Raw genomic sequence first — 18,996 nt, forward strand, 5'->3', positions numbered from 1 at the left:
CCGGGAGTGCTCCCCTCCCCCGGGCGGCGGGGCTTTCACGCGCCACGCCCACAGCCGCCCGCTCACCTGACCCCGGCGACCTCGTCGTACGCCTCCCGCAGCCTCCGCACGCCCTCCGCCAACTCCCCCATCCCGGCCACCGCGATGAAGCTCAGCCGCAGATGTCCGGCGGGCGGCTCGGCCGGGAAGTACGGCCGGCCCGGCCCGACCGCGACTCCGCGCCGCAGCGCGGCCGCGACCAGCTCCGCCTCGTCGACCCCGTCGGGCAGCCGCAGCCACACGTGAAATCCCCCGGCGGGTACGTGCGTGACCACCGGGCCCTCCGCGCCCATCGGCGCCAGCGCAGCCAGCGCGGCCAGCAGCGCCTCCCGCCGCACCCGCAGCTCCCCGCCGACCGTCCGCAGATGGCGCCCCCACGCCGGCGCCCCGACCAGCTCCAGCGCGGCCTCCTGCAGCGGGCGCGGGACGAAGAAGCTGTCGACGACCTGCAGCGCCCGCAGCCGCCGCAGCGCCGGCCCGCGAGCCGCCAAAGCGCCGACACGCAAGCTCGGGGAGGTGGCCTTGGTGAGGGAGTTGAGGTGCACGACGACGCCGTCCGCGTCCAGCGACGCGAGCGTCGGCGGCAGCGGGCCCGCGTCCTCGTGCACCAGCCGGCGCGCGAAGTCGTCCTCGACCACGAACGCCCCGGCCTCCCGGGCGATCCGCAGCACCTCCCGGCCGCGCTCGGCGGAGAGCACGGCACCGGTCGGATTCTGGAACAGCGGCTGGCAGACGAACATCCGCGCCCCGCTCGCCCGGAAGGCCTCCGCCAGCAGCTCGGGCCGCACGCCGTCCGCGTCCACCGGGACCGGCACCGGGCGCAGCCCGGAGGCCCGCGCGGCGGCCAGCATCCCCGCATACGTCGGCGACTCCACCAGCACCGGCGCCCCGGGCGGCGCCAGCGCCCGCAGCGCGGCGGTCAGCGCGCTCTGCCCGCCGGCCGTGATCAGCACGTCGGCCGCGGCCACCGCCCCGGCCGCCCCGCCGATCTCCCGCGCGAACCACTCGCGCAGCTCCAGCAGCCCCTCGATCGGCGGCCGCTCCCACGCCCCGGGCCGCCGCCCGGCCCGCGCCAGCGCGGCGGCCATCGCCCGCTCCGGCTGCAGACTCGCGTGCAGATAGCCGCCGCTGAGCTCGATCACGCCGGGCGGCGGGGTCGCGAGGGTGACCAGGACGCCGGTGGCGTCGACCGTACGCGGCACCAGACCGCCCGCCGCGTCGGCGCTGAGGGCGACCTCCTGCCAGGACGTATCCCCGGAGGGCACGGCCCCGGCGTGCGGCTCCGCCCGGAAGGCGCCCGCGCCCGGCCGGGTGGCGACGAGGCCCTCGGCGACGAGCGCGGCGAGCGCCCGCGAGACGGTTACGGGGCTGACGCGATGCCGCTCCACGAGCGCCCGGCTCGACGGCAGCTTCTCACCCGGCGAGTAGCGCTTTACCTCATCGCGCAGGGTGTTTGTCAATTCCCGCGCACTGCTACGCTGTTGCATGACAGCACACGATAGCGCTATTGCCACCAGCACGATAGCGGTTCCGGGCACCGGCACCACCCTCCGCGGCACGGTGCTCGCCGCGCTCGGCGTCGTCGCCTTCTCCCTCACCTTCCCGGGCACCGCCTGGGCGCTGGACGGGCTCGGGCCCTGGTCGGTCACGATGACCCGGCTGGTGCTGGCGACCGCGCTCGTCGGGGTGGCGCTCCTGGTGCTGCGTGTGCGTCCCCCGGCCCGTACGCACTGGGCGGGCCTCGCCGTCGTCGCCGCAGGCGTGGTGATCGGCTTCCCGCTGCTGACCACGCTCGCCCTGACCACCTCCACCACCTCGCACGCCGCCGTGGTGGTCGGCCTGCTCCCGCTCACCACGGCCACGTATTCGGCGCTACGGACCGGCGCCCGGCACTCGCGCACCTTCTGGATCGCGGCCCTCGCCGGCGCGGCCGCCGTGGTCGCCTTCACCCTCTCCGAGGGCGGTGGCGGCGTGAGCGTCGCGGACCTCTACCTCTTCGGTGCGCTGCTGATCTGCGCGGCGGGTTACGGCGAGGGCGGCCGACTGGCCCGTACGATGCCCGGCTGGCAGGTCATCAGCTGGGCGCTGGTGCTGTGCCTGCCGCTGTCGGTGCCCGGCGCGATCCTGGCGCTGAGCCAGGAGCCCGCCGAGTTCACCGGCCACACGATCGCGGGGCTGCTGTGGCTGGCCATCGGGTCGCAGGTGCTCGGCCTGGTCGTCTGGTACCGCGGCATGGCCCTGATCGGCGTCGGGCGCGCCAGCCAGCTGCAGCTGGCGCAGCCGCTGTTGACCCTGGTGTGGGCGGTGTCCCTGCTGGGCGAGGACCTGGCCCCGGCGGCACCGCTGACCGCGGTGGTGGTGCTGGCCTGCATCGCGGTGACCCAGCGCAAGTGAGCGCCGGGCTCAGCCCAGGTCCACCGACCCCCGCAGCGGATCCCGCAGATCCGTCCCCCGCTCCAGCCAGCGCTCCTGGAGCGCCTCCGCCCCGTGCACCCGCTTCCACGCGGCCTCATTGGGCGTCATCGGCAGCAGCGGCAGAAAGCGCACCGGCTCCATCGGCTCGTCCAGCTCCAGGTCCTCGACCAGCCCGCCGGACTCAGCCACCAGCACCGACGTGAACGGCGCCCCGGGCCACAGCGGTTCGCCCAGATCCAGCGACGCCCCGGGCGCCACCACGACGCCCTCGACCTGCGGCGACGCGGCCAGCACGGCGAGCGGCTTCAGCACCTTGTCGGTATCCGCGTCCCCGGCCCGTACGGTCAGCAGCAGCTCGGCCCGCGGCCCCCGCACCGGATCCGCCAGCGCGGCCGACGGGTCGACCATCGGCGCGGCGGACATGCCCAGCGTGGCGTAACGGACCAGCGGGGCCTCCGAGAAGCGCAGCACCTCGAGCGGTTCGGTGCCGAGGAAGGTCACCCCCGCCCGCGCGTCGGGCTCGCCGAATGCCGAGGTCAGGCGCGCCTCTACGAGCGCGAGTACGTCTGCGGTCGCCATGCGGCCGAGCATAGAGCGTGCGTACATCGGACGAACAACGGCCGCCGCGGGCGTCATACCGGCCACTGAGGCGTATGGTCGGCTGGTAACCTTGGCAAGCGCGTCAAGGCAAGTGGATTAGCTTGCCCACGATTACGCATCGGCAAACGTCCCCTCGAGGGACCGGACCGGAGGAGGTGGCGCTGAGGTGGACCCTAGTCGACCTTGCAGTACCAGCGGCTCTTCCGTCCCACTCCACGCCTGCTGAGACTCTCCTTCTCCCCACGGCACGCCCGTCCGACGGTTGAGCAGCTGTTCCCGAACACCTGTCACAGCACCATGCCGCCACCGCGCTTTTCAGCGGTGCCCGCTTTGCGGACGTACGCGTAACGGAGCACGTAGGTCCCCATTCCGGGCAGCGCTGCCTGCATTTCGCGTTGGCGCGGAATCGCGAAGGAGCCTGCCCATGTCGATGATCCGCGACCTGCGAGCCGCCGTCCGTCCCGTCCGCCAGCGGGGCAAGTCGGCGTACAGCTACGACTTCACCCGTGACCCCGCCACCGGCAGCGCCATCGTCGACTGCGCGGTCTACCGGCACGGCCGCCGGGTCACCGAGCGGCTCTCCCCCGCCGAGGCGATGCGGGCGGTGCGCGCCACCGGCGGCTTCGCCTGGATCGGGCTGCACGAGCCGACCGAGGACGAATTCCAGGGCATCGCCAAGGAGTTCGGCCTGCACCCGCTCGCCGTGGAGGACGCCATCCAGGCGCACCAGCGGCCGAAGCTGGAGCCGTACGACGGCTCGCTCTTCACCGTCTTCAAGACCATCCACTACGTCGAGCACGCCGAGCTCACCGCCACCAGCGAGGTGGTGGAGACCGGCGAGGTGATGTGCTTCACCGGGCGGGACTTCATCATCACCGTCCGGCACGGCGGCCAGGGCTCGCTGCGCTCCCTCCGGCACCGGCTGGAGGAGGACTCCGAGCTGCTGTCCAAGGGGCCGAGCGCGGTCCTGCACGCGATCGCCGACCAGGTCGTGGACTCGTATCTCTGCGTCGCCGACGCCGTCCAGACCGACATCGACGAGGTCGAGATCGACGTCTTCTCGCCCATGGGGCATCCCCGGTCGAAGACTGGGGAAGGTTCGCGTGGCCGGCGCGGCGGCGACGCGGGGCGGGTGTATCAGCTCAAGCGCGAGGTGCTGGAGTTCAAGCGCGCCGTGGCGCCGCTGCTGCGGCCGATGCAGCTGCTGTCCGAGCGGCCGATGCGGTTCGTGGACGCGGAGATCCAGAAGTACTTCCGGGACGTGGCGGATCACGTCGCCCGGGTGCACGAGCAGGTGGCGTCCTTCGACGACCTGCTGAACTCCATCCTGCAGGCCAACCTCGCGCAGGCGACCGTGGCGCAGAACGAGGACATGCGCAAGATCACCTCGTGGGCGGCGATCTTCGCGGTCCCGACGATGATCGCCGGCATCTACGGCATGAACTTCGACTACATGCCGGAGCTCCACTCGCGCTACGGCTACCCCGCCGTGATGACCGTGATCGTCGTCATCTGCTTCACGATCCATCGCGGGTTCCGGCGCAACGGCTGGCTGTGAAGGACGCTAGCCTCGACCGTATGACGCTGATCGGCAATGCCCTGATCGAAGAAGCCGCCAAGAAGTCCGGCCTGCTCTGGATCGAGGGCCGCGCGCTGTGGCACGTCTGGCACGAAGGCGCCGTGCACGTCCTCGGCGACGGCCCCGCCGAGCAGCCGCTCGACGGGCTCGACGACGGCGGTACGGCGGTCATCGTCGCGCGCAGCAAGGACAAGGGCGGCCGCCTCGTCAGCTGGCCGGTCCGTATCACCGAACTCGCCCCGGACAGCGAGGCCTGGCAGGCAGCGGCCGCCGAGCTCAAGGGCAAGCGGCTCAACGCGCATGACGGCGAGAAGGCCGTCGAGCGCTGGGCGAAGGAGTGCCGGCTGCTGCGCCTGGAGGCGTCGGGCCCCGCCGATACGGAAGCCCCTGACGGCTCGCTCGCCGCCCCGCCGGTGTCCTCGCCCGCCGTCACCCGGCGGCCGATCCCGGCGGCACTGCCGCGGCTGCTCTTCCGCCGCAAGGCGCGCCGCTAGCAGCCCCCGGCTACGAGTCGACCTTCTCCCCGTAATCCACGACCTCGCCCTTGTTCGGCGGCTTGACCGCGAACTCCTCGCCCCACTGGGCGAGTTCCACAACCCCCGCGCCCCCCGCGCGCTTCAGGCGCATCGGATACGGCGCGCCCTCCAGCGACACGTCGAGCGTGCCGCCCTTGCCGCCGCCCGCCGACAGCTGGATGGTCCGTACGCCGCCGACCTCCGCGCGGTCGCCGGTCTCGACCTTGCCGTGCATCGTCAGCAGCCCGTCGAGCAGCACCTGCATCTGTGTGAAGCCGGACAGCTGCTTGTACGCGGCGTCGGTGCCCGGCACCCGCACGTACTTGCCGCTGAGCTTCTCCGCCGCCACCTTGTCGGCCTTGGAGTCCGCGTCCTTCTCGCCGGTGGACTGCTTCAGCCAGAACTCGCTGCCGGCCTTCATGTACAGCGCTTTGTCTATCCGCAGCAGCGTGAACGTGCCGTCCTTCGACGACACCTCGCCGGTGCCGCCGTTGCGGGTCAGCCGCATGTCCAGCTTGTAGACGCGGCCCGAGCTGACGACGCTGCCCTCGAGCCGTACCGACGAGGCCTTGCCCGCCGCGGCCATCGTCTTGGCCTTGATCTCGGAGGCCGACAGCTTGCCGACGCCGTTGGTGCCCTCGTCGGGATCGTCGGCGCAACCTGTCACCGCAGTGAGCATCGCGGCGCAGAGCACGGCCGCCGGTGCCACTGCTTTCCTCATCACGCGGTGCAGCGTACCGGTCGAGTGATGGACCTGACTTTCCCGCCCTCCCCGCCGCAGCCGTACGCTTGGGGCATGGCTCCCACAGAAGACGGCGTGCGTGCCGCGCTCGCTACGGTGAACGACCCGGAGATCCACCGGCCGATCACCGAACTCGGCATGGTCAAGTCGGTAGAGATCGGGACGGACGGCTCGGTCGCCGTGACCGTGTATCTCACCATCTCGGGTTGTCCGATGCGGGACACCATCACGCAACGCGTGACCGAGGCGGTACAGGGCGTTGAGGGCGTGACGTCCGTCACAGTCACGCTCGATGTGATGAGCGACGAGCAGCGCAAGGAGCTCGCCACCGCGCTGCGCGGCGGCACCGCCGAGCGCGAGATCCCGTTCGCCAAGCCGGGCAGCCTGACGCGGGTGTACTGCGTGGCGTCCGGCAAGGGCGGTGTCGGCAAGTCGTCCGTCACCGTCAACCTGGCCGCGGCGATGGCCGCCGACGGCCTCAAGGTCGGCGTCGTCGACGCGGACATCTACGGCCACAGCGTGCCCCGCATGCTCGGCGCCGACGGCAAGCCCACCCAGGTCGAGAACATGATCATGCCGCCGTCCGCGAACGGCGTGAAGGTCATCTCCATCGGCATGTTCACCCCGGGCAACGCCCCCGTGGTCTGGCGCGGCCCGATGCTGCACCGCGCGCTGCAGCAGTTCCTCGCCGACGTCTACTGGGGCGACCTGGACGTGCTGCTGCTCGACCTGCCGCCCGGCACCGGCGACATCGCCATCTCGGTCGCGCAGCTCATCCCGAGCGCCGAGATCCTCGTCGTCACCACCCCGCAGCAGGCCGCCGCCGAGGTGGCCGAGCGGGCCGGCGCCATCGCCGTACAGACCCACCAGAAGATCGTCGGCGTCGTCGAGAACATGGCCGGGCTGCCCTGCCCGCACTGCGGCGAGATGGTCGACGTCTTCGGTACGGGCGGCGGCGAGCGCGTCGCCGAGGGCCTGACGAAGTCCACCGGCGCCAACGTCCCGGTGCTCGGCTCGATCCCGATCGACGTGCGCCTGCGCGAGGGCGGCGACGAGGGCAAGCCGGTGGTCCTCACCGACCCCGACTCCGCGGCGGGCGCGGCACTCCGCGCGGTCGCCGGCAAGCTCGGCGGGCGCCAGCGCGGCCTGTCGGGCATGACGCTGGGGCTCACGCCGAAGAACAAGTTCTGAGCGGGCGGTGGGCCCCCGGCGGGGGCCCACCTCGGCTCAACCCGTATAGCCCGCGATGTCCTTGATCACGCTGAAGGCCAGCCCGTAGGCGCTCATCCCGCGCCCGTACGCGCCCAGGTGCACGTTGTTCTGCGTGGACCCGGCGAGCACCCAGCCGTACTCCGACTCGCGGTAGTGGAACGGCACCGGCTCCCCGTCGACCGGCAGCGCCAGCGTCGACCAGCCGGGCCCCTCCAGGTCGTCGGCGAGCTCCCACGCCACCGCGGTCTGCTGCCCCAGCCAGTCCTCGCGCATGGAGCGCTCCATGTGCTGCGGCCAGGTGCAGCTCAGCAGCCCGGAGCCGGCCAGCCAGGCGGCCGACGACACCGATGTCGCGTCCAGCACGCCCGTGCCGTCCGCGGAGCGCCGCACCGGCCGGCTCGCCACCGTGGTCACCACCGTGAAGCGGTGGTCGCGCATGCCCGCCTCGGCCACGAAGGACGGCTCGTCGCCGTGCCCCACCGAGCCGTGCTCGATCTCGCCGTCCGCGGCGCTGCCGGTACGCAGCAGCCAGCGGCGGCCGGTAAAGGCCTCGTCCAGTCCGTACCAGGGGAACGACGCCCGCAGATACTCGTCGACCCCCCGCGGCCCGGACTCACCAATGGTCCCGGACCGACTCGTCGTCTCCACTGCGCACAGCCTCCTCGCCCTGCCCATTCACGAATGGTCATCGAGACAGGAGGATATCCACCCGCATACGGGCGGACAGGCATCTGGTCTGATATCTGAGCCGATCAGGTGGCGTCGGCGTCGTACGGCGGCCGGTCGTCCTTGTCCTTGCCGTCCGTGTCTTTACGCAGGTCAGGACCGGGTTCGCCCTTGGTCAGGCTGGTCCGTCCGGAGGAGCTGGAGGTGGCCGAAGAAGACGTGTCGTCGTCCCGGACCTCGCCGACGGTCTTGGCCGCCTCGGTGACCTCCGCCATCTCCTTCTTGAGGTCGAAGCCGTTGCGCAGCTCCTTGATGTCCTCGTTCTCCAGGAGGTGCTTGCGGGCGAAGTTCTTGGGGTTGAGGTCCTCGAACTCGAAGTCCTTGAACTCGGGGCCGAGCTCCTTGCGGATGTCGTCCTTGGCGCTGTCGGAGAACTCCCGCACCTTGCGGATGATCCGCGCCGCGTCCTGGATCACCTTCGGCAGCTTGTCGGGGCCGAAGACGAGCACCGCGAGGATGATGAGCGTGACCAGCTCAAGGGGTCCTATATCGAAGAACACCTGTCACTCCTTGCGATGTCCATTGCGCGGGCCCGGCCGGTTCCGGGGCCACCTAACGGTACCTGGCAACGATGCCATGGCGGGAGTGCCGCGGACCGGGCATCGGGCCCGGCACCCCCGCCATTGCCTGACGTTTACCTGCCGGCCGCCTCAGCCGCCCGCCGAGCCCAGCGTCACCTCGATGCTGCGCTCGCTGCCGTCGCGCTCGACGGTCAGCTTCAGCTTGTCGCCGGGGCGGTGGCTGCGGACCTTGACGATCAGCTCCTCGCCGTTGTGCACCCGGTCGCCGTCCACCTTGGTGATCACGTCGCCGGGCTCGATGCCCGCGTCGTCCGCCGGGCCGTTCTCGGTGACCGGCGACTTCCCGCCGCTCTCCTGGCCGACCTTGGCGCCGTCGCCGGTGTACTTCATGTCGAGGGTGACGCCGATCACGGGGTGGGTGGCCTTGCCGGTGTTGATCAGCTCCTCGGCGACCCGCTTGCCCTGATTGACGGGTATGGCGAAGCCCAGCCCGATGGACCCGCCCTGGCCGCCGCCTTCGCCCTCGGTCCCGTTGTCGGCGCCGCGGATGGCACTGTTGATGCCGATGACCCGGCCCTTGCCGTCCATCAGCGGGCCGCCCGAATTGCCCGGGTTTATGGGGGCGTCGGTCTGCAGCGCGTTCACGTACGAGATGTCGCTGCCGTCGCCCTTCTCCCCGCCGGCGGTGATCGGGCGCTCCTTGGCGCTGATGATCCCGGACGTGACGGTGTTGGCGAGGTCGTACGGGGCGCCGATGGCGACCACCGGGTCGCCGACGGCGACGGAGTCGGAATTGCCGAGCTTCAGCGGCTTCAGGCCCGTAACGCCGCCCACCTTGATGACGGCGAGGTCATAGCCCGAGTCGCGGCCGACGATGGTGGCCTTGCGGGACTCGCCGCCGCTGAAGGTGACGGTGATGTCGCCGTCGGAGGCGGCGGGCTCGACGACGTGGTTGTTGGTGAGGATGTGCCCGTTGTTGTTGAGCACGAAGCCGGTGCCGGTGCCCTGCTCGCTGCTGCCGCGGGTGTGGATGGTGACCACCCCCGGCAGCGCCTTGGCGGCGATCCCGGCCACGGACTCGGGGTCCCGCTTGACGGCCTCGTCGTCCTGCGGCGCCTGATCGAGACTGACGTCGCCTACGCCGCCGTTGCGCTCGACGTAGGCCCCGACGCCGCCACCGATGCCACCGGCGAGGACGGCGATGATGATGCCGGAGACGATGGACCGCCCGCGACGGCGTCGCGGCGGGGCGTCGTAGAGCGGGGCCTGGGGAGCGCTCCAGGGGTCGTAGCGGTGCCAGGCCTGGGCGGGGGTTGGGCCGCCGCCCTGCGGGTGGCTGGGGCCGCCGGGGCCGTACGGGCCAGGCTGAGGGGTGGGGCCGCCGGGGCCCTGCGGACCGGCTTGAGGTCCGGGGCCTTGCGGGCCCGGGCCGTGCGGACCGGGGCCCTGCGGGCCGCCTGCTTGCGATCCGGGAGCATGCGGGCCTGCACCTTGCGGGCTGCCGTGCGGGCCCGCGCCCTGCGGGCCGGGCCGGCCGCCCTGGCCGGCCGGCGGCGCGTGCTGCGGGCCACGCGGCCCGGGGATGCCGCCGCCCTGCGCGGGGGCGGCGTAGGGATTGCCGGGTGCGGGCGACGCGCCTTCGCGGCCACCGGGGTAGCCGTAACCGCCCCTTCCGGAGCGGTCGTTGGGGCCATCGCCGCGCTCGGGGGCAGACGGGGCACCGGCGCGGTCGCCCGGGTAGCCGTAACCACCCTGCCCGGCACGGTCGTTGGGGCCGCGCTCAGGCGCGGGGGCGGAGTGGTCAGCCCTACGGGCCGCCTCGCCCCGGTCGGATGCGGGGGCCTCGCGGTCACCCGGGGCGCCCTGGCCGGAGGCGGGACTGCTGTCGGAAGCCGAGGCGCCGGGGGCCGCGGGGTCCGAGGCCGAGGCGCCAGGGGCAGCGACAGGGCCGCTGGGACCCGAGGCCGAGGTGGCTGGGCGTTCGCCGGAGCCGGGCCGGCTGCCGCCCGCGGGGCGCGGGCTCGCGCCTTCCTGCGGGCTGGACGCGGGAGCGCCCTGGGCCGCCGGCTGGTCGGCGCCGCCGGGTTCTGCGCCTTGCTCAGCCAGGCTCTGGGTGGTGCGGTCGCCGGTCCCCCGGTCGTCCCCCGCGCGCTGCGACGAGCCTCTCGCAGGGGCCGCCGCCCCAGGCGCGTCGTCCGCGATCCGCGGCAGCTGCGCCGTCGGCCGGTCGCCGCCCGGCGGGCGGCCCGGGGCCGCGTCGCCGCCACGCGTATCGCCGCCGGAGGCGGAAGCGCCGCGCGCGTCACCGCCGGAGGCCTGTCCACCGCCGGAGGCCTGTCCACCGCCGGAGGCCTGTCCACCGCCGGAGGCCTGTCCACCGCCGGAGGCCTGTCCGCCGCCCGAGGCCTGTCCGCCGCCCGAGGCCCGTCCACCGCCCGAGGCCTGTCCACTGCCGGGGCCCGGGGCAGCGCCCCGGTCTGCGTCGTCCGCGCCCGCCGCCCGCTGTGGTGGCACGTCGCGTGAACGATTCGCCGCGTCAGCGGCATCCGTGTCGTCGGCGTCGCCCGCGTCGCCGGTCCGCCAGGACCTCGCGGCCCGGCGCGCCTCATGGAGACTGGCCAGGTCGGCCTCGGAGTCGTGCGGGCCGCGCTCGTCGCGCTGCCACTTCGGCTTCTCCTCGCCCATGTTCTCCCCAACCAGTTCGCACGCTTCCCCAGGCTCTCGCTGTGCCCGAGCAGGGGACGCCCCAATCGCTCACGGCCCGGCAACCGTATCGGCACCGGACGGCCCAGCAGATTCAACCAGGTCTACGCGCTCGACCGCACGGCCCGGCCAGCCTCGACTTCCCTGCAAAACGCACCGTGTTCCCAGGGTGAACCCCGGGTGAAGGCGCCGGCACCCGGGCCACGGCACCCGGACCCCGGCTAGCGGCCCGCCGCGGGGCCGCTGCCCGACGCCCCGGATGACCCCGGCGACAGCGCGGAGGCGGCCGGCGCGAGCTGCGAGTTCGATACGACCGGGAGCACCGGCGTGTAGAAGACGGACTCCGGCGAGGCCGGTGCCGTATAGGGATAGACCATCGTGCGCGGGCCGCGGCGGTCCCGCTCGTCCGCCTGCGCGCCGCCGCCCGGCGTCGCGCTCGGAGCGACCTGCCCGGCGTCCGCGCCCGAGCCGGAGCCGGCCGGGGTGGTGAGGCCGCCGCGGCCGCCGTCCGGGGTGCCGCTGGAGTCGACCGCCGCCTCGATCGGCAGCGCCCCGCCCAGCGCGATCGCCGCGAAGGACACCGCACCGGCGGCGGCGAAGGCGAAGCGGCGGCCGCGCGAAGCCGAACCAGGTCGCGCTATTTCGTGGATGCGGAACCCCTGCTCCGCGCCGCCCATCTCACCGGCCGCGACCAGCTCGGCCGCGCGCGTGCGCGGCACCGGGGTCAGGTCGGCGGCCGGGTCGGGGCGGAAGGGATTGCCGCCGCCGGGGGTGAGTTCGTCGTCGTCGAGACCGGGCAGGTTCTGCAGCCGGGCCAGCAGGCCGGCCGAGGGGGGCGGCGGGGCCGCGGCCGAGAACACGCTCTTCAGCCGCCGCTGCGCGTCCGCCTCCGCCTTGCACTTCGGGCAGGTGGCCAGGTGCGCCAGCACCCGGTCGCGGGTGTCGTGGCACAGTTCGCCGTCGACCAGCGCCGCGAGCCGGTCACCCAGGTGGTGCTCGGCAGGCGAAGACCCGCCCGAGGTGGTCACGCGATCCCGCCCTCCCCTGCCACGGCGAACGCGACGCGCTCCGCACGCGCCTCGGGCGAGCGGTGCTGCAGCGCCTTGCGCAGGTGCGAACGGCCGCGGTGGATACGGCTGCGGACGGTGCCCAGCTTCACGCCGAGGGTGGCGGCGATCTCCTCGTACGACAGGCCCTCGATGTCGCAGAGCACGACCGCGGCGCGGAACTCCGGCGCAAGGGTGTCCAGCGCCTGCTGGACGTCGGCGTCGAAGTGGGTGTCATTGAAGTGCTGGTGCGGGGTGGGCTCCTTGGACGGCAGCCGCTCCGCGGCGTCGTCGCCGAGCGCGTCGAAGCGGATCCGCTGCTTGCGGCGCACGGTGTCCAGGAACAGGTTGGTCGTGATGCGGTGCAGCCAGCCCTCGAAGGTGCCCGGCGTGTACGTCGACAGGGAGCGGAAGACGCGGACGAAGACCTCCTGGGTGAGGTCCTCGGCGTCGTGCTGATTGCCCGTCAGACGGTAGGCGAGGCGGTAGACGCGGCCCGAGTGGGTGCTGACGATCTCCTCCCATGAAGGCGGAGTCCACCCCTGGGCCGACTTGTCGTCCACGGTGAAACGGGCCGTCTTGACGTCGGCGGCCGCGGCGGGAGCGGAGTCGGCGGTACGGGTGCTGTCAGCGGTGTCGGTCACGGATTGTGGCTCGCCCTTTAGCCTGCGGAAACGCGGTCGCGCTCCGCCGAGGCTGGACGTGGCCGCACCTCCCCTTGTGGCTCTGGTGATGTCCAGTAGGCCCCCTACCATAACCACCTCGCCCGTTAGCTCCGGATAAGCTCATCTGCCCTGGTTTTTGCCGCGTCCGGCGGAGCGTAAGCCCGTCGTAAGCGTGACCCGACGAACTGCCTAACGCCCGGTCCCGACGGCAGGTTCCCGACCGCAGCGGATACAGTCACGTTCGACGTCGGACGGGGACGGGAGACTGCCATTTCTGGCAACCGGCAGGCGAACTGGTCGTTCGCGGAAGGCTACGGCGCAGCGGGCACCGGGCCGGCCGAGAGCGACCGGGGCGCGGTGAGCGAGGCGCTGCTGTGGGCACGGCAGCGGGCCCGCGACTCCGGCGTACGCACCGTGACCCCCGGCACCGGCGCCGCCCTGCGGCTGCTGGCCGCCACCGCCGACGCCAAGGCCGTCGCCGAGATCGGCACCGGCACCGGGGTCTCCGGCATCCATCTGCTGCAGGGCATGCGCGCGGACGGCGTGCTGACGACGGTCGATCCGGAGCCGGAGCGGCAGCAGTTCGCCCGCCAGGCCTTCCGCGCGGCGGGCTTCGCCGCGAACCGGGCGCGGATCATCGTCGGCCGGGCCATGGACGTGCTGCCCCGTCTTGCCGACGGCGGATACGACATGGTCTTCGTCGACGGCGACCGCACCGAGTGCCTGGACTGCCTAGCTGAATCGTTGCGCCTGCTGCGGCCCGGCGGCCTGGTGTGCTTCGAAGGCGTCTTCGCCGAGGGCCGTACGGTCGGGGCGCCGGGCGCGCAGCCCGGCGAGGTGGCGCAGCTGCGCGAGCTGCTACGCGCGGTGAAGGAGAGCCCGGAGCTGGTGCCGGCGCTGCTGCCGGTGGGGGACGGGCTGCTGTGCGCGGTGAAGCGGGGCACGTAACCCCTGAAAAGAGAACCGCCCCGACCGGAGACCGGTCGGGGCAGCGTCACAGGGGGGACGAGGCTTGAGTTCAGCCCACGACCTTCTTGAGAGCGTCGCCGAGAGCGTCGGCCTCATCCGGCGTCAGCTCGACGACGAGCCGCCCGCCGCCCTCGAGCGGAACGCGCATGACGATGCCCCGCCCCTCCTTGGTCACCTCGAGCGGGCCATCGCCCGTCCGCGGCTTCATGGCCGCCATGCTCGTTCCCCTTCCTGAAACCAGCTCATCACACCGGTATCGAACACAGTGCTTCTCGGCCATTATCCCGCATCGTGGGCCCCGATGACCAACATCGAGGCGCATCCCTTCGGCCGCACCGGCCCTTCTTCTCCCGCAAAACGTCCCAATTCGCCGATGCGCCTGCCATACTGCGTCCTTCTCGTTACCGGGCGCCGTGCTCGAACGGCGCGGAGATATGCCGTACATCACATCCCCGCGGAGGGCTGAACGGCGGCACGATGGCTTTTACGAGCCGCCGCCGATGCCGAGGAGATGCCTGATGAGCGATGCCGTGCTGTACGAGGTCGAGGCCGGTCTGGCGACCGTGACCCTGAACCGTCCCGACGCGATGAACGCGCTCAGCACCGACGCCAAGGTCGCGCTGCGCGACGCCGTGCGGCGGGCGGCGGCGGATCCGGGCGTACGGGCCGTGCTGCTCACCGGGTCCGGGCGGGCGTTCTGCGTGGGGCAGGACCTCAAGGAGCATGTGGCGTCGCTGTCGGCGGACCGGGAGAGCGGCGAGGGCCGCACGATGAGCACGGTGCGGGAGCACTACAACCCCGTCGTCGAGGCGCTGACCACGATGCCGAAGCCGGTGGTGGCGGGCGTGAACGGGGTCGCGGCGGGTGCCGGGGCCGGGCTGGCCTTCGCGGCGGACTACCGGGTGGTGGCGGACACGGCGTCGTTCAATACGTCGTTCGCCGGGGTCGCGCTGACCGCGGACTCCGGGGTGTCGTGGACGCTGCCGCGCCTGGTGGGACACGGGCGGGCGGCTGACCTGCTGCTCTTCCCCCGGTCCGTAAAGGCGGAGGAGGCGCTCGCGCTCGGGATCGCGAATGTGGTCGTGCCGGCGGCGGACCTGGCGAAGGAGGCGGCGGCGGTGGCGCGGCGGCTGGCGGAGGGGCCGACGGTCGCTTACGCGGCGATCAAGGAGTCGCTTGCGTACGGAGCGGGACATGGTCTCGCCGAGACGCTGGAGAAGGAGGACGAGCTCCAGACCCGCGCGGGGGCCTCGGAGGACCACCGGATCGCGGTGGAGGCGTTCCTCAAGAAGGAGACCCCGCGTTACCTGGGGCGCTAGTCACCTCGCGTGGCAGTCCGCCAGGTGGTCGTTCACCAGGCCGCACGCCTGCATCAGTGCGTACGCCGTCGTCGGGCCGACGAAGCGCAGGCCTCTGCGCTTCAGCTCCTTCGACAGGGCCGTCGACTCCGGCGTCACGGCCGGGACGTCCGCCAGTCGCTTCGGGGCCGGCCTACCGGCCGGCTCCGGGGCGTACGACCAGATCAGCTCGTCCAGCTCGCCCGGCTTCCACTCGGCGAGCACCTTGGCGTTCGCCATCGTGGCCGCCACCTTCAGGCGGTTGCGGATGATGCCCTCGTCCGCCAGCAGGCGCTGCTCGTCCGCCTCGCCGTACGTGGCCACCTTCGCGATCTCGAAGCCCGCGAAGGCCGCGCGGAAGCCCTCGCGCCGGCGCAGGATCGTCAGCCACGACAGGCCGGACTGGAAGGCCTCCAGGCTCAGCCGCTCGAAGAGGGCGTCGTCGCCGTGGACCGGGCGGCCCCACTCCTCGTCGTGGTACGCGACATAGTCCGGCGCGGACAGGCCCCATGGGCAGCGCAGCAGGCCGTCCGGGCCCGCGAGGGCCTCACTCATCGCCGAACACCTCGCCGCCGGCCGGCGGCATCGCGTCCTGCGGCAGCACCGGCCCCGGCGCGGCACCCATCGCCGCGGACCGGGCCCCGGCCAGCTGCGACTCCAGCGTCGCGATGCGTGCGTCGCGCTCCGCGAGCTCGGCGCCGAGGCGGTCGAGGGCGTCGTCCACATCGGACATCCGGTAGCCGCGCAGCGCCATCGGCAGTCGCAGCGCCTCCACGTCCGCCCGGCCGACCGGGCGGTCGTCGGGCAGCGGGTCGTACAACCGGTCGGGCTGCGGCTCCGTGAGCTCGCCGCCTCCGCCGCCGACCAGCAGCAGCGTGACGGCAGCGACCACCGCCACCATGGCGATCAGCAAGAACCAGAACACGAACGACTCCCCGTTGGTCCGTCGATTGTCTGCCCCGATCGTGCCACGTCCCACCGACAACGCGGCCACGGTTAAGGTCTGCCCGAGGCAGACCTTAAGGTCGGTGGCACAGCCACGGAGCTTACGAAGGAGGAGCGCGATGCTGCGCTTGGGGCGGCGGGAGTTCGGTGCGTACGAGGCCGTGATCATGGCCATCGTGAACCGGACCCCGGACTCCTTCTACGACAAGGGCGCCACCTTCCGCGACGAGCCGGCGCTCGCCCGCGTCGAGCAGGCGGTCGCCGAGGGCGCCGCGATCATCGACATCGGCGGGGTCAAGGCCGGGCCCGGGGACGAGGTGACGACCGCGGAGGAGATCCGGCGGACGATCCCGTTCATCGCCGAGGTGCGCCGCCGCCATCCCGACGTCGTCATCAGCGTCGACACCTGGCGGCACGAGGTCGGCGACGCCGCCTGCGCGGCGGGCGCCGACCTGCTCAACGACGCCTGGGGCGGCGTCGATCCGCGGCTCGCCGAGGTCGCCGCGCGGCACGGCGCAGGACTGGTGTGCACCCACGCCGGCGGCGTGCAGCCGCGCACCCGGCCGCACCGGATCGCGTACGAGGATGTGATGGCGGACATCCTCCGCGTCACCCTCGGCCTGGCCGAGCGGGCCGTGGAGCTGGGCGTACGACGCGATGGCATCCTCATCGACCCGGGGCACGACTTCGGCAAGAACACCCGGCACAGCCTCGAGGCCACCCGCCGGCTGGAGGAGATGACCGCCACCGGCTGGCCCGTGCTGGTCTCCCTCTCCAACAAGGACTTCGTCGGCGAGACCCTCGACAAGCCGGTCAAGGAACGGGTCCTGGGCACCCTCGCGACCACCGCCGTCTCCGCCTGGCTCGGCGCGCAGGTCTACCGGGTGCACGAGGTCGCCGAGACGAAGCAGATCCTCGACATGGTGGCGTCCATCGCGGGCCACCGCCCGCCGGCGGTGGCCCGGCGCGGGCTGGCGTAAGCCCGCGGGCCCCGAGGGCCTCAGACCTCGTACAGGTTCGCTCCCGGCCCGGTCTCCTTCGTCACCAGCCGCACCGCCTCGGTCACGTCGTCCGTGACATGGAAGAGGTCCAGGTCCTTCTCGCCCGCCTTGCCCTGCGCGATGACCGTCTTGCGCAGCCAGTCGATCAGCCCGCCCCAGTACTCGGAGCCGAACAGCACGATCGGGAAGCGGGTGACCTTCTTCGTCTGCACCAGGGTGAGCGCCTCGAAGAGCTCGTCCATCGTGCCGAGCCCGCCGGGCAGCACCACGAACCCCTGCGCGTACTTCACGAAGCACGTCTTGCGTACGAAGAAGTAGCGGAAGTTCACGCCCAGGTCGACGTACTTGTTCAGGCCCTGCTCGAAGGGCAGCTCGATGCCGAGGCCGACCGACAGGCCGCCCGCCTCGAGCGCGCCCTTGTTCGCCGCCTCCATGGCGCCGGGCCCGCCGCCGGTGATGACCGCGAAACCGGCCTCCACCAGCGCCTTCCCGATCGCCACCCCGGCCGCGTATTCGGGCGAGTCCGCGGGCGTACGGGCCGAGCCGAAGACGCTGATCGCGGCGCCCACCTCGGCGAGCGCCCCGAAGCCCTCCACGAACTCGGCCTGCATCCGCAGCACCCGCCACGGATCGTCGTGGATGTACTCGGCCGACCGCTCCCTGCTGTCCAGCAGGTGCTGGTCCATCGTGGACCGCTGGATCCGGCTGCGCCGCCGCACGACGGGGCCGAGCCGCTGCTCCGTGACGTCTTCTCCCATGGTGCTCCTTACGCCGGGTTACTCCCGTTCAGCGTAAGCCAGGCGCGCAGCCGCTCCTCGCAGTGCAGGATCTTGTCGACGTGCGCGTGCTCGTCGCGCTTGTGCGCGTAATTCGGGTCGCCGGGTCCGTAGTTGACCGCCGGCACCCCCAGCGCGGAGAAGCGCGCCACGTCCGTCCAGCCGTACTTCGGCTGCGGCGTGCCGCCGACCGCCTCGATGAAGGCGGCCGCCGCGGGGCGGCCGAGGCCCGGCAGCGCCCCTGGCGAGCTGTCGTCCACGACGAGGTCCTCGTACAGCCCGTCGAAGACCTCCCGCACATGCGCGAGCGCCTCGTCCTCGCCCCGGTCGGGGGCGTACCGGAAGTTCACGGTCACGGTGCAGGCGTCCGGGATCACATTGCCCGCGACCCCGCCCTCGATCCGTACCGCATTGAGGCCCTCGCGGTATTCGAGCCCGTCGATCTCCACCCGCCGCGGCTCGTACGCCGCCAGCCGCTCCAGGATCGGCGCCGCTCCGTGGATGGCGTTCCGGCCCATCCAGCTGCGCGCCGAGTGGGCCCGCTCCCCCGTCGTGTGCAGCAGCACCCGGAGCGTGCCCTGGCAGCCGCCCTCGATCTCGCCGCTGGACGGCTCCAGGACCACGGCGAAGTCGCCGGCCAGCCACTCGGGGTGCTTCTCGGCCAGCCGCTTGAGGCCGTTGGCGTCGGCCTCGATCTCCTCCTGGTCGTAGAAGACGAAGGTCAGGTCCCGGTTCGGCTCGGGGACCGTCGCCGCGATGCGCAGTTGCACCGCGACTCCGCTCTTCATGTCGGAGGTGCCGCAGCCCCAGAGGATTCCGTCCTCCAGGCGGGAGGGCACGTTGTCCGCGATCGGCACCGTGTCCAGGTGCCCGGCGAGCACGACCCGCTCGGCGCGGCCCAGTGCGGTCCGCGCGACGACGGCGTTGCCGTCGCGGAGGACCTCCAGGTGCGGGAGCTCCCGCAGCGCGGTCTCGACGGCGTCGGCGAGGACTTTCTCCTCCCGGCTGACCGACGGGATGTCCACGAGCTGGGCGGTGAGCTGGGCGGCGTCGAGCGAAAGATCAAGCTGGGGCATACGGGGAACGATAGCCGCCGCCCCACCGGCACAGGCCGCCGCGCTACCGTACCTACGTGTCAGTACGCCGCCCTCGCACCCTCGTCGTCCTCGCGCTGGTTCTCGCGCTGGGCGCGGCGTATGTGGTCA

Annotated in this window: 20 protein-coding genes; 7 read left to right on the top strand and 13 right to left on the bottom strand. The window is 72.6% G+C overall.

Going from position 1 to position 18,996, the window contains the following annotated elements; all coding sequences use genetic code 11:
• Positions 1-62: 62 nt before the first annotated feature.
• A complete protein-coding gene (locus tag G5C51_RS17355) occupies positions 63-1,526 on the bottom strand; it encodes an aminotransferase-like domain-containing protein (RefSeq protein WP_165238297.1) in 1,464 nt (487 codons plus the stop codon).
• Between G5C51_RS17355 and G5C51_RS17360 the strand changes: the two genes are divergently transcribed.
• Positions 1,525-2,433: a DMT family transporter gene (locus tag G5C51_RS17360; protein ID WP_165238299.1), complete on the top strand. Its 909-nt coding sequence runs from the start codon at positions 1,525-1,527 to the stop codon at positions 2,431-2,433. The two genes, G5C51_RS17355 and G5C51_RS17360, sit on opposite strands and share 2 nt — an antisense overlap.
• 9 nt (positions 2,434-2,442) lie before the next feature.
• Here G5C51_RS17360 and G5C51_RS17365 read toward each other — a convergent pair whose 3' ends face one another.
• Positions 2,443-3,033, bottom strand: coding sequence for a suppressor of fused domain protein (locus G5C51_RS17365; RefSeq protein WP_165238301.1), 591 nt, complete (start codon positions 3,031-3,033; stop codon positions 2,443-2,445).
• Positions 3,034-3,478: 445 nt separating this feature from the next.
• Between G5C51_RS17365 and G5C51_RS17370 the strand changes: the two genes are divergently transcribed.
• A complete protein-coding gene (locus G5C51_RS17370) occupies positions 3,479-4,612 on the top strand; it encodes a magnesium and cobalt transport protein CorA (RefSeq protein ID WP_165238303.1) in 1,134 nt (377 codons plus the stop codon).
• 20 nt (positions 4,613-4,632) lie between these two features.
• Entirely contained in the window at positions 4,633-5,127 is a 495-nt protein-coding gene (locus G5C51_RS17375) for a hypothetical protein (protein ID WP_165238305.1), read from the top strand.
• Positions 5,128-5,137: 10 nt separating this feature from the next.
• On the opposite strand, the gene G5C51_RS17380 is transcribed toward G5C51_RS17375, so the two are convergent.
• On the bottom strand, positions 5,138-5,869 hold the full coding sequence (locus G5C51_RS17380; protein ID WP_165238377.1) for a hypothetical protein: 732 nt from the start codon (positions 5,867-5,869) through the stop codon (positions 5,138-5,140).
• 75 nt (positions 5,870-5,944) lie between these two features.
• On the opposite strand from G5C51_RS17380, the gene G5C51_RS17385 reads away from it, so the two are divergent.
• Positions 5,945-7,081 (top strand): Mrp/NBP35 family ATP-binding protein, encoded by a 1,137-nt coding sequence (locus tag G5C51_RS17385; protein ID WP_165238307.1) that lies wholly within the window; start codon positions 5,945-5,947, stop codon positions 7,079-7,081.
• Positions 7,082-7,117: 36 nt separating this feature from the next.
• Here the strand turns inward: G5C51_RS17385 and G5C51_RS17390 are convergent, their stop codons facing one another.
• The 5 genes from G5C51_RS17390 to sigE form a co-directional block, all read right to left on the bottom strand.
• Complete coding sequence (locus tag G5C51_RS17390; protein WP_165238309.1) at positions 7,118-7,750, bottom strand: hypothetical protein; 633 nt, start codon at positions 7,748-7,750, stop codon at positions 7,118-7,120.
• Positions 7,751-7,854: 104 nt separating this feature from the next.
• Positions 7,855-8,328, bottom strand: a complete 474-nt coding sequence (locus tag G5C51_RS17395) for a sec-independent translocase (protein WP_165238311.1) — start codon at positions 8,326-8,328, stop codon at positions 7,855-7,857.
• Between the two features lie 150 nt (positions 8,329-8,478).
• Positions 8,479-11,034 carry a trypsin-like peptidase domain-containing protein gene (locus G5C51_RS17400; RefSeq protein WP_165238313.1) on the bottom strand — a complete coding sequence of 852 codons (2,556 nt, stop codon included), beginning with the start codon at positions 11,032-11,034 and terminating at the stop codon, positions 8,479-8,481.
• A gap of 239 nt (positions 11,035-11,273) precedes the next feature.
• Positions 11,274-12,080: a zf-HC2 domain-containing protein gene (locus G5C51_RS17405; protein ID WP_165238315.1), complete on the bottom strand. Its 807-nt coding sequence runs from the start codon at positions 12,078-12,080 to the stop codon at positions 11,274-11,276.
• The gene (sigE, locus tag G5C51_RS17410) at positions 12,077-12,853 is read right to left on the bottom strand and encodes an RNA polymerase sigma factor SigE (protein ID WP_165238333.1); all 777 of its coding nucleotides are present in this window, start codon (positions 12,851-12,853) and stop codon (positions 12,077-12,079) included. The genes G5C51_RS17405 and sigE overlap by 4 nt, the downstream gene beginning before the upstream one ends.
• A 180-nt stretch (positions 12,854-13,033) precedes the next feature.
• Between sigE and G5C51_RS17415 the strand changes: the two genes are divergently transcribed.
• On the top strand, positions 13,034-13,711 hold the full coding sequence (locus G5C51_RS17415; RefSeq protein WP_165238379.1) for a class I SAM-dependent methyltransferase: 678 nt from the start codon (positions 13,034-13,036) through the stop codon (positions 13,709-13,711).
• A gap of 70 nt (positions 13,712-13,781) precedes the next feature.
• Here the strand turns inward: G5C51_RS17415 and G5C51_RS17420 are convergent, their stop codons facing one another.
• Positions 13,782-13,949, bottom strand: coding sequence for a DUF3117 domain-containing protein (locus tag G5C51_RS17420; protein WP_003966491.1), 168 nt, complete (start codon positions 13,947-13,949; stop codon positions 13,782-13,784).
• 301 nt (positions 13,950-14,250) lie between these two features.
• On the opposite strand from G5C51_RS17420, the gene chcB reads away from it, so the two are divergent.
• On the top strand, positions 14,251-15,051 hold the full coding sequence (chcB, locus tag G5C51_RS17425; RefSeq protein WP_165238336.1) for a 2-cyclohexenylcarbonyl CoA isomerase: 801 nt from the start codon (positions 14,251-14,253) through the stop codon (positions 15,049-15,051).
• Here chcB and G5C51_RS17430 read toward each other — a convergent pair whose 3' ends face one another.
• Both G5C51_RS17430 and G5C51_RS17435 read right to left on the bottom strand, forming a co-directional pair.
• On the bottom strand, positions 15,052-15,624 hold the full coding sequence (locus tag G5C51_RS17430) for a DNA-3-methyladenine glycosylase I (RefSeq protein WP_165238338.1): 573 nt from the start codon (positions 15,622-15,624) through the stop codon (positions 15,052-15,054).
• On the bottom strand, positions 15,617-15,994 hold the full coding sequence (locus G5C51_RS17435; RefSeq protein WP_165238340.1) for a DivIVA domain-containing protein: 378 nt from the start codon (positions 15,992-15,994) through the stop codon (positions 15,617-15,619). Before G5C51_RS17435 ends, G5C51_RS17430 begins: the two co-directional genes overlap by 8 nt.
• Before the next feature lie 139 nt (positions 15,995-16,133).
• On the opposite strand from G5C51_RS17435, the gene folP reads away from it, so the two are divergent.
• Complete coding sequence (folP, locus tag G5C51_RS17440) at positions 16,134-16,994, top strand: dihydropteroate synthase (protein WP_165238342.1); 861 nt, start codon at positions 16,134-16,136, stop codon at positions 16,992-16,994.
• A 20-nt stretch (positions 16,995-17,014) separates the two neighbouring features.
• Here folP and G5C51_RS17445 read toward each other — a convergent pair whose 3' ends face one another.
• Together G5C51_RS17445 and dapE are read right to left on the bottom strand one after the other, a co-directional pair.
• Positions 17,015-17,773: an LOG family protein gene (locus G5C51_RS17445; protein ID WP_165238344.1), complete on the bottom strand. Its 759-nt coding sequence runs from the start codon at positions 17,771-17,773 to the stop codon at positions 17,015-17,017.
• A gap of 8 nt (positions 17,774-17,781) precedes the next feature.
• The gene (gene dapE / locus G5C51_RS17450) at positions 17,782-18,867 is read right to left on the bottom strand and encodes a succinyl-diaminopimelate desuccinylase (protein WP_165238346.1); all 1,086 of its coding nucleotides are present in this window, start codon (positions 18,865-18,867) and stop codon (positions 17,782-17,784) included.
• Positions 18,868-18,996: the final 129 nt, after the last annotated feature.

This window comes from Streptomyces coryli (assembly GCF_011044975.1).
In the GTDB taxonomy this organism is placed as follows: Bacteria; Actinomycetota; Actinomycetes; order Streptomycetales; family Streptomycetaceae; genus Streptomyces; species Streptomyces coryli.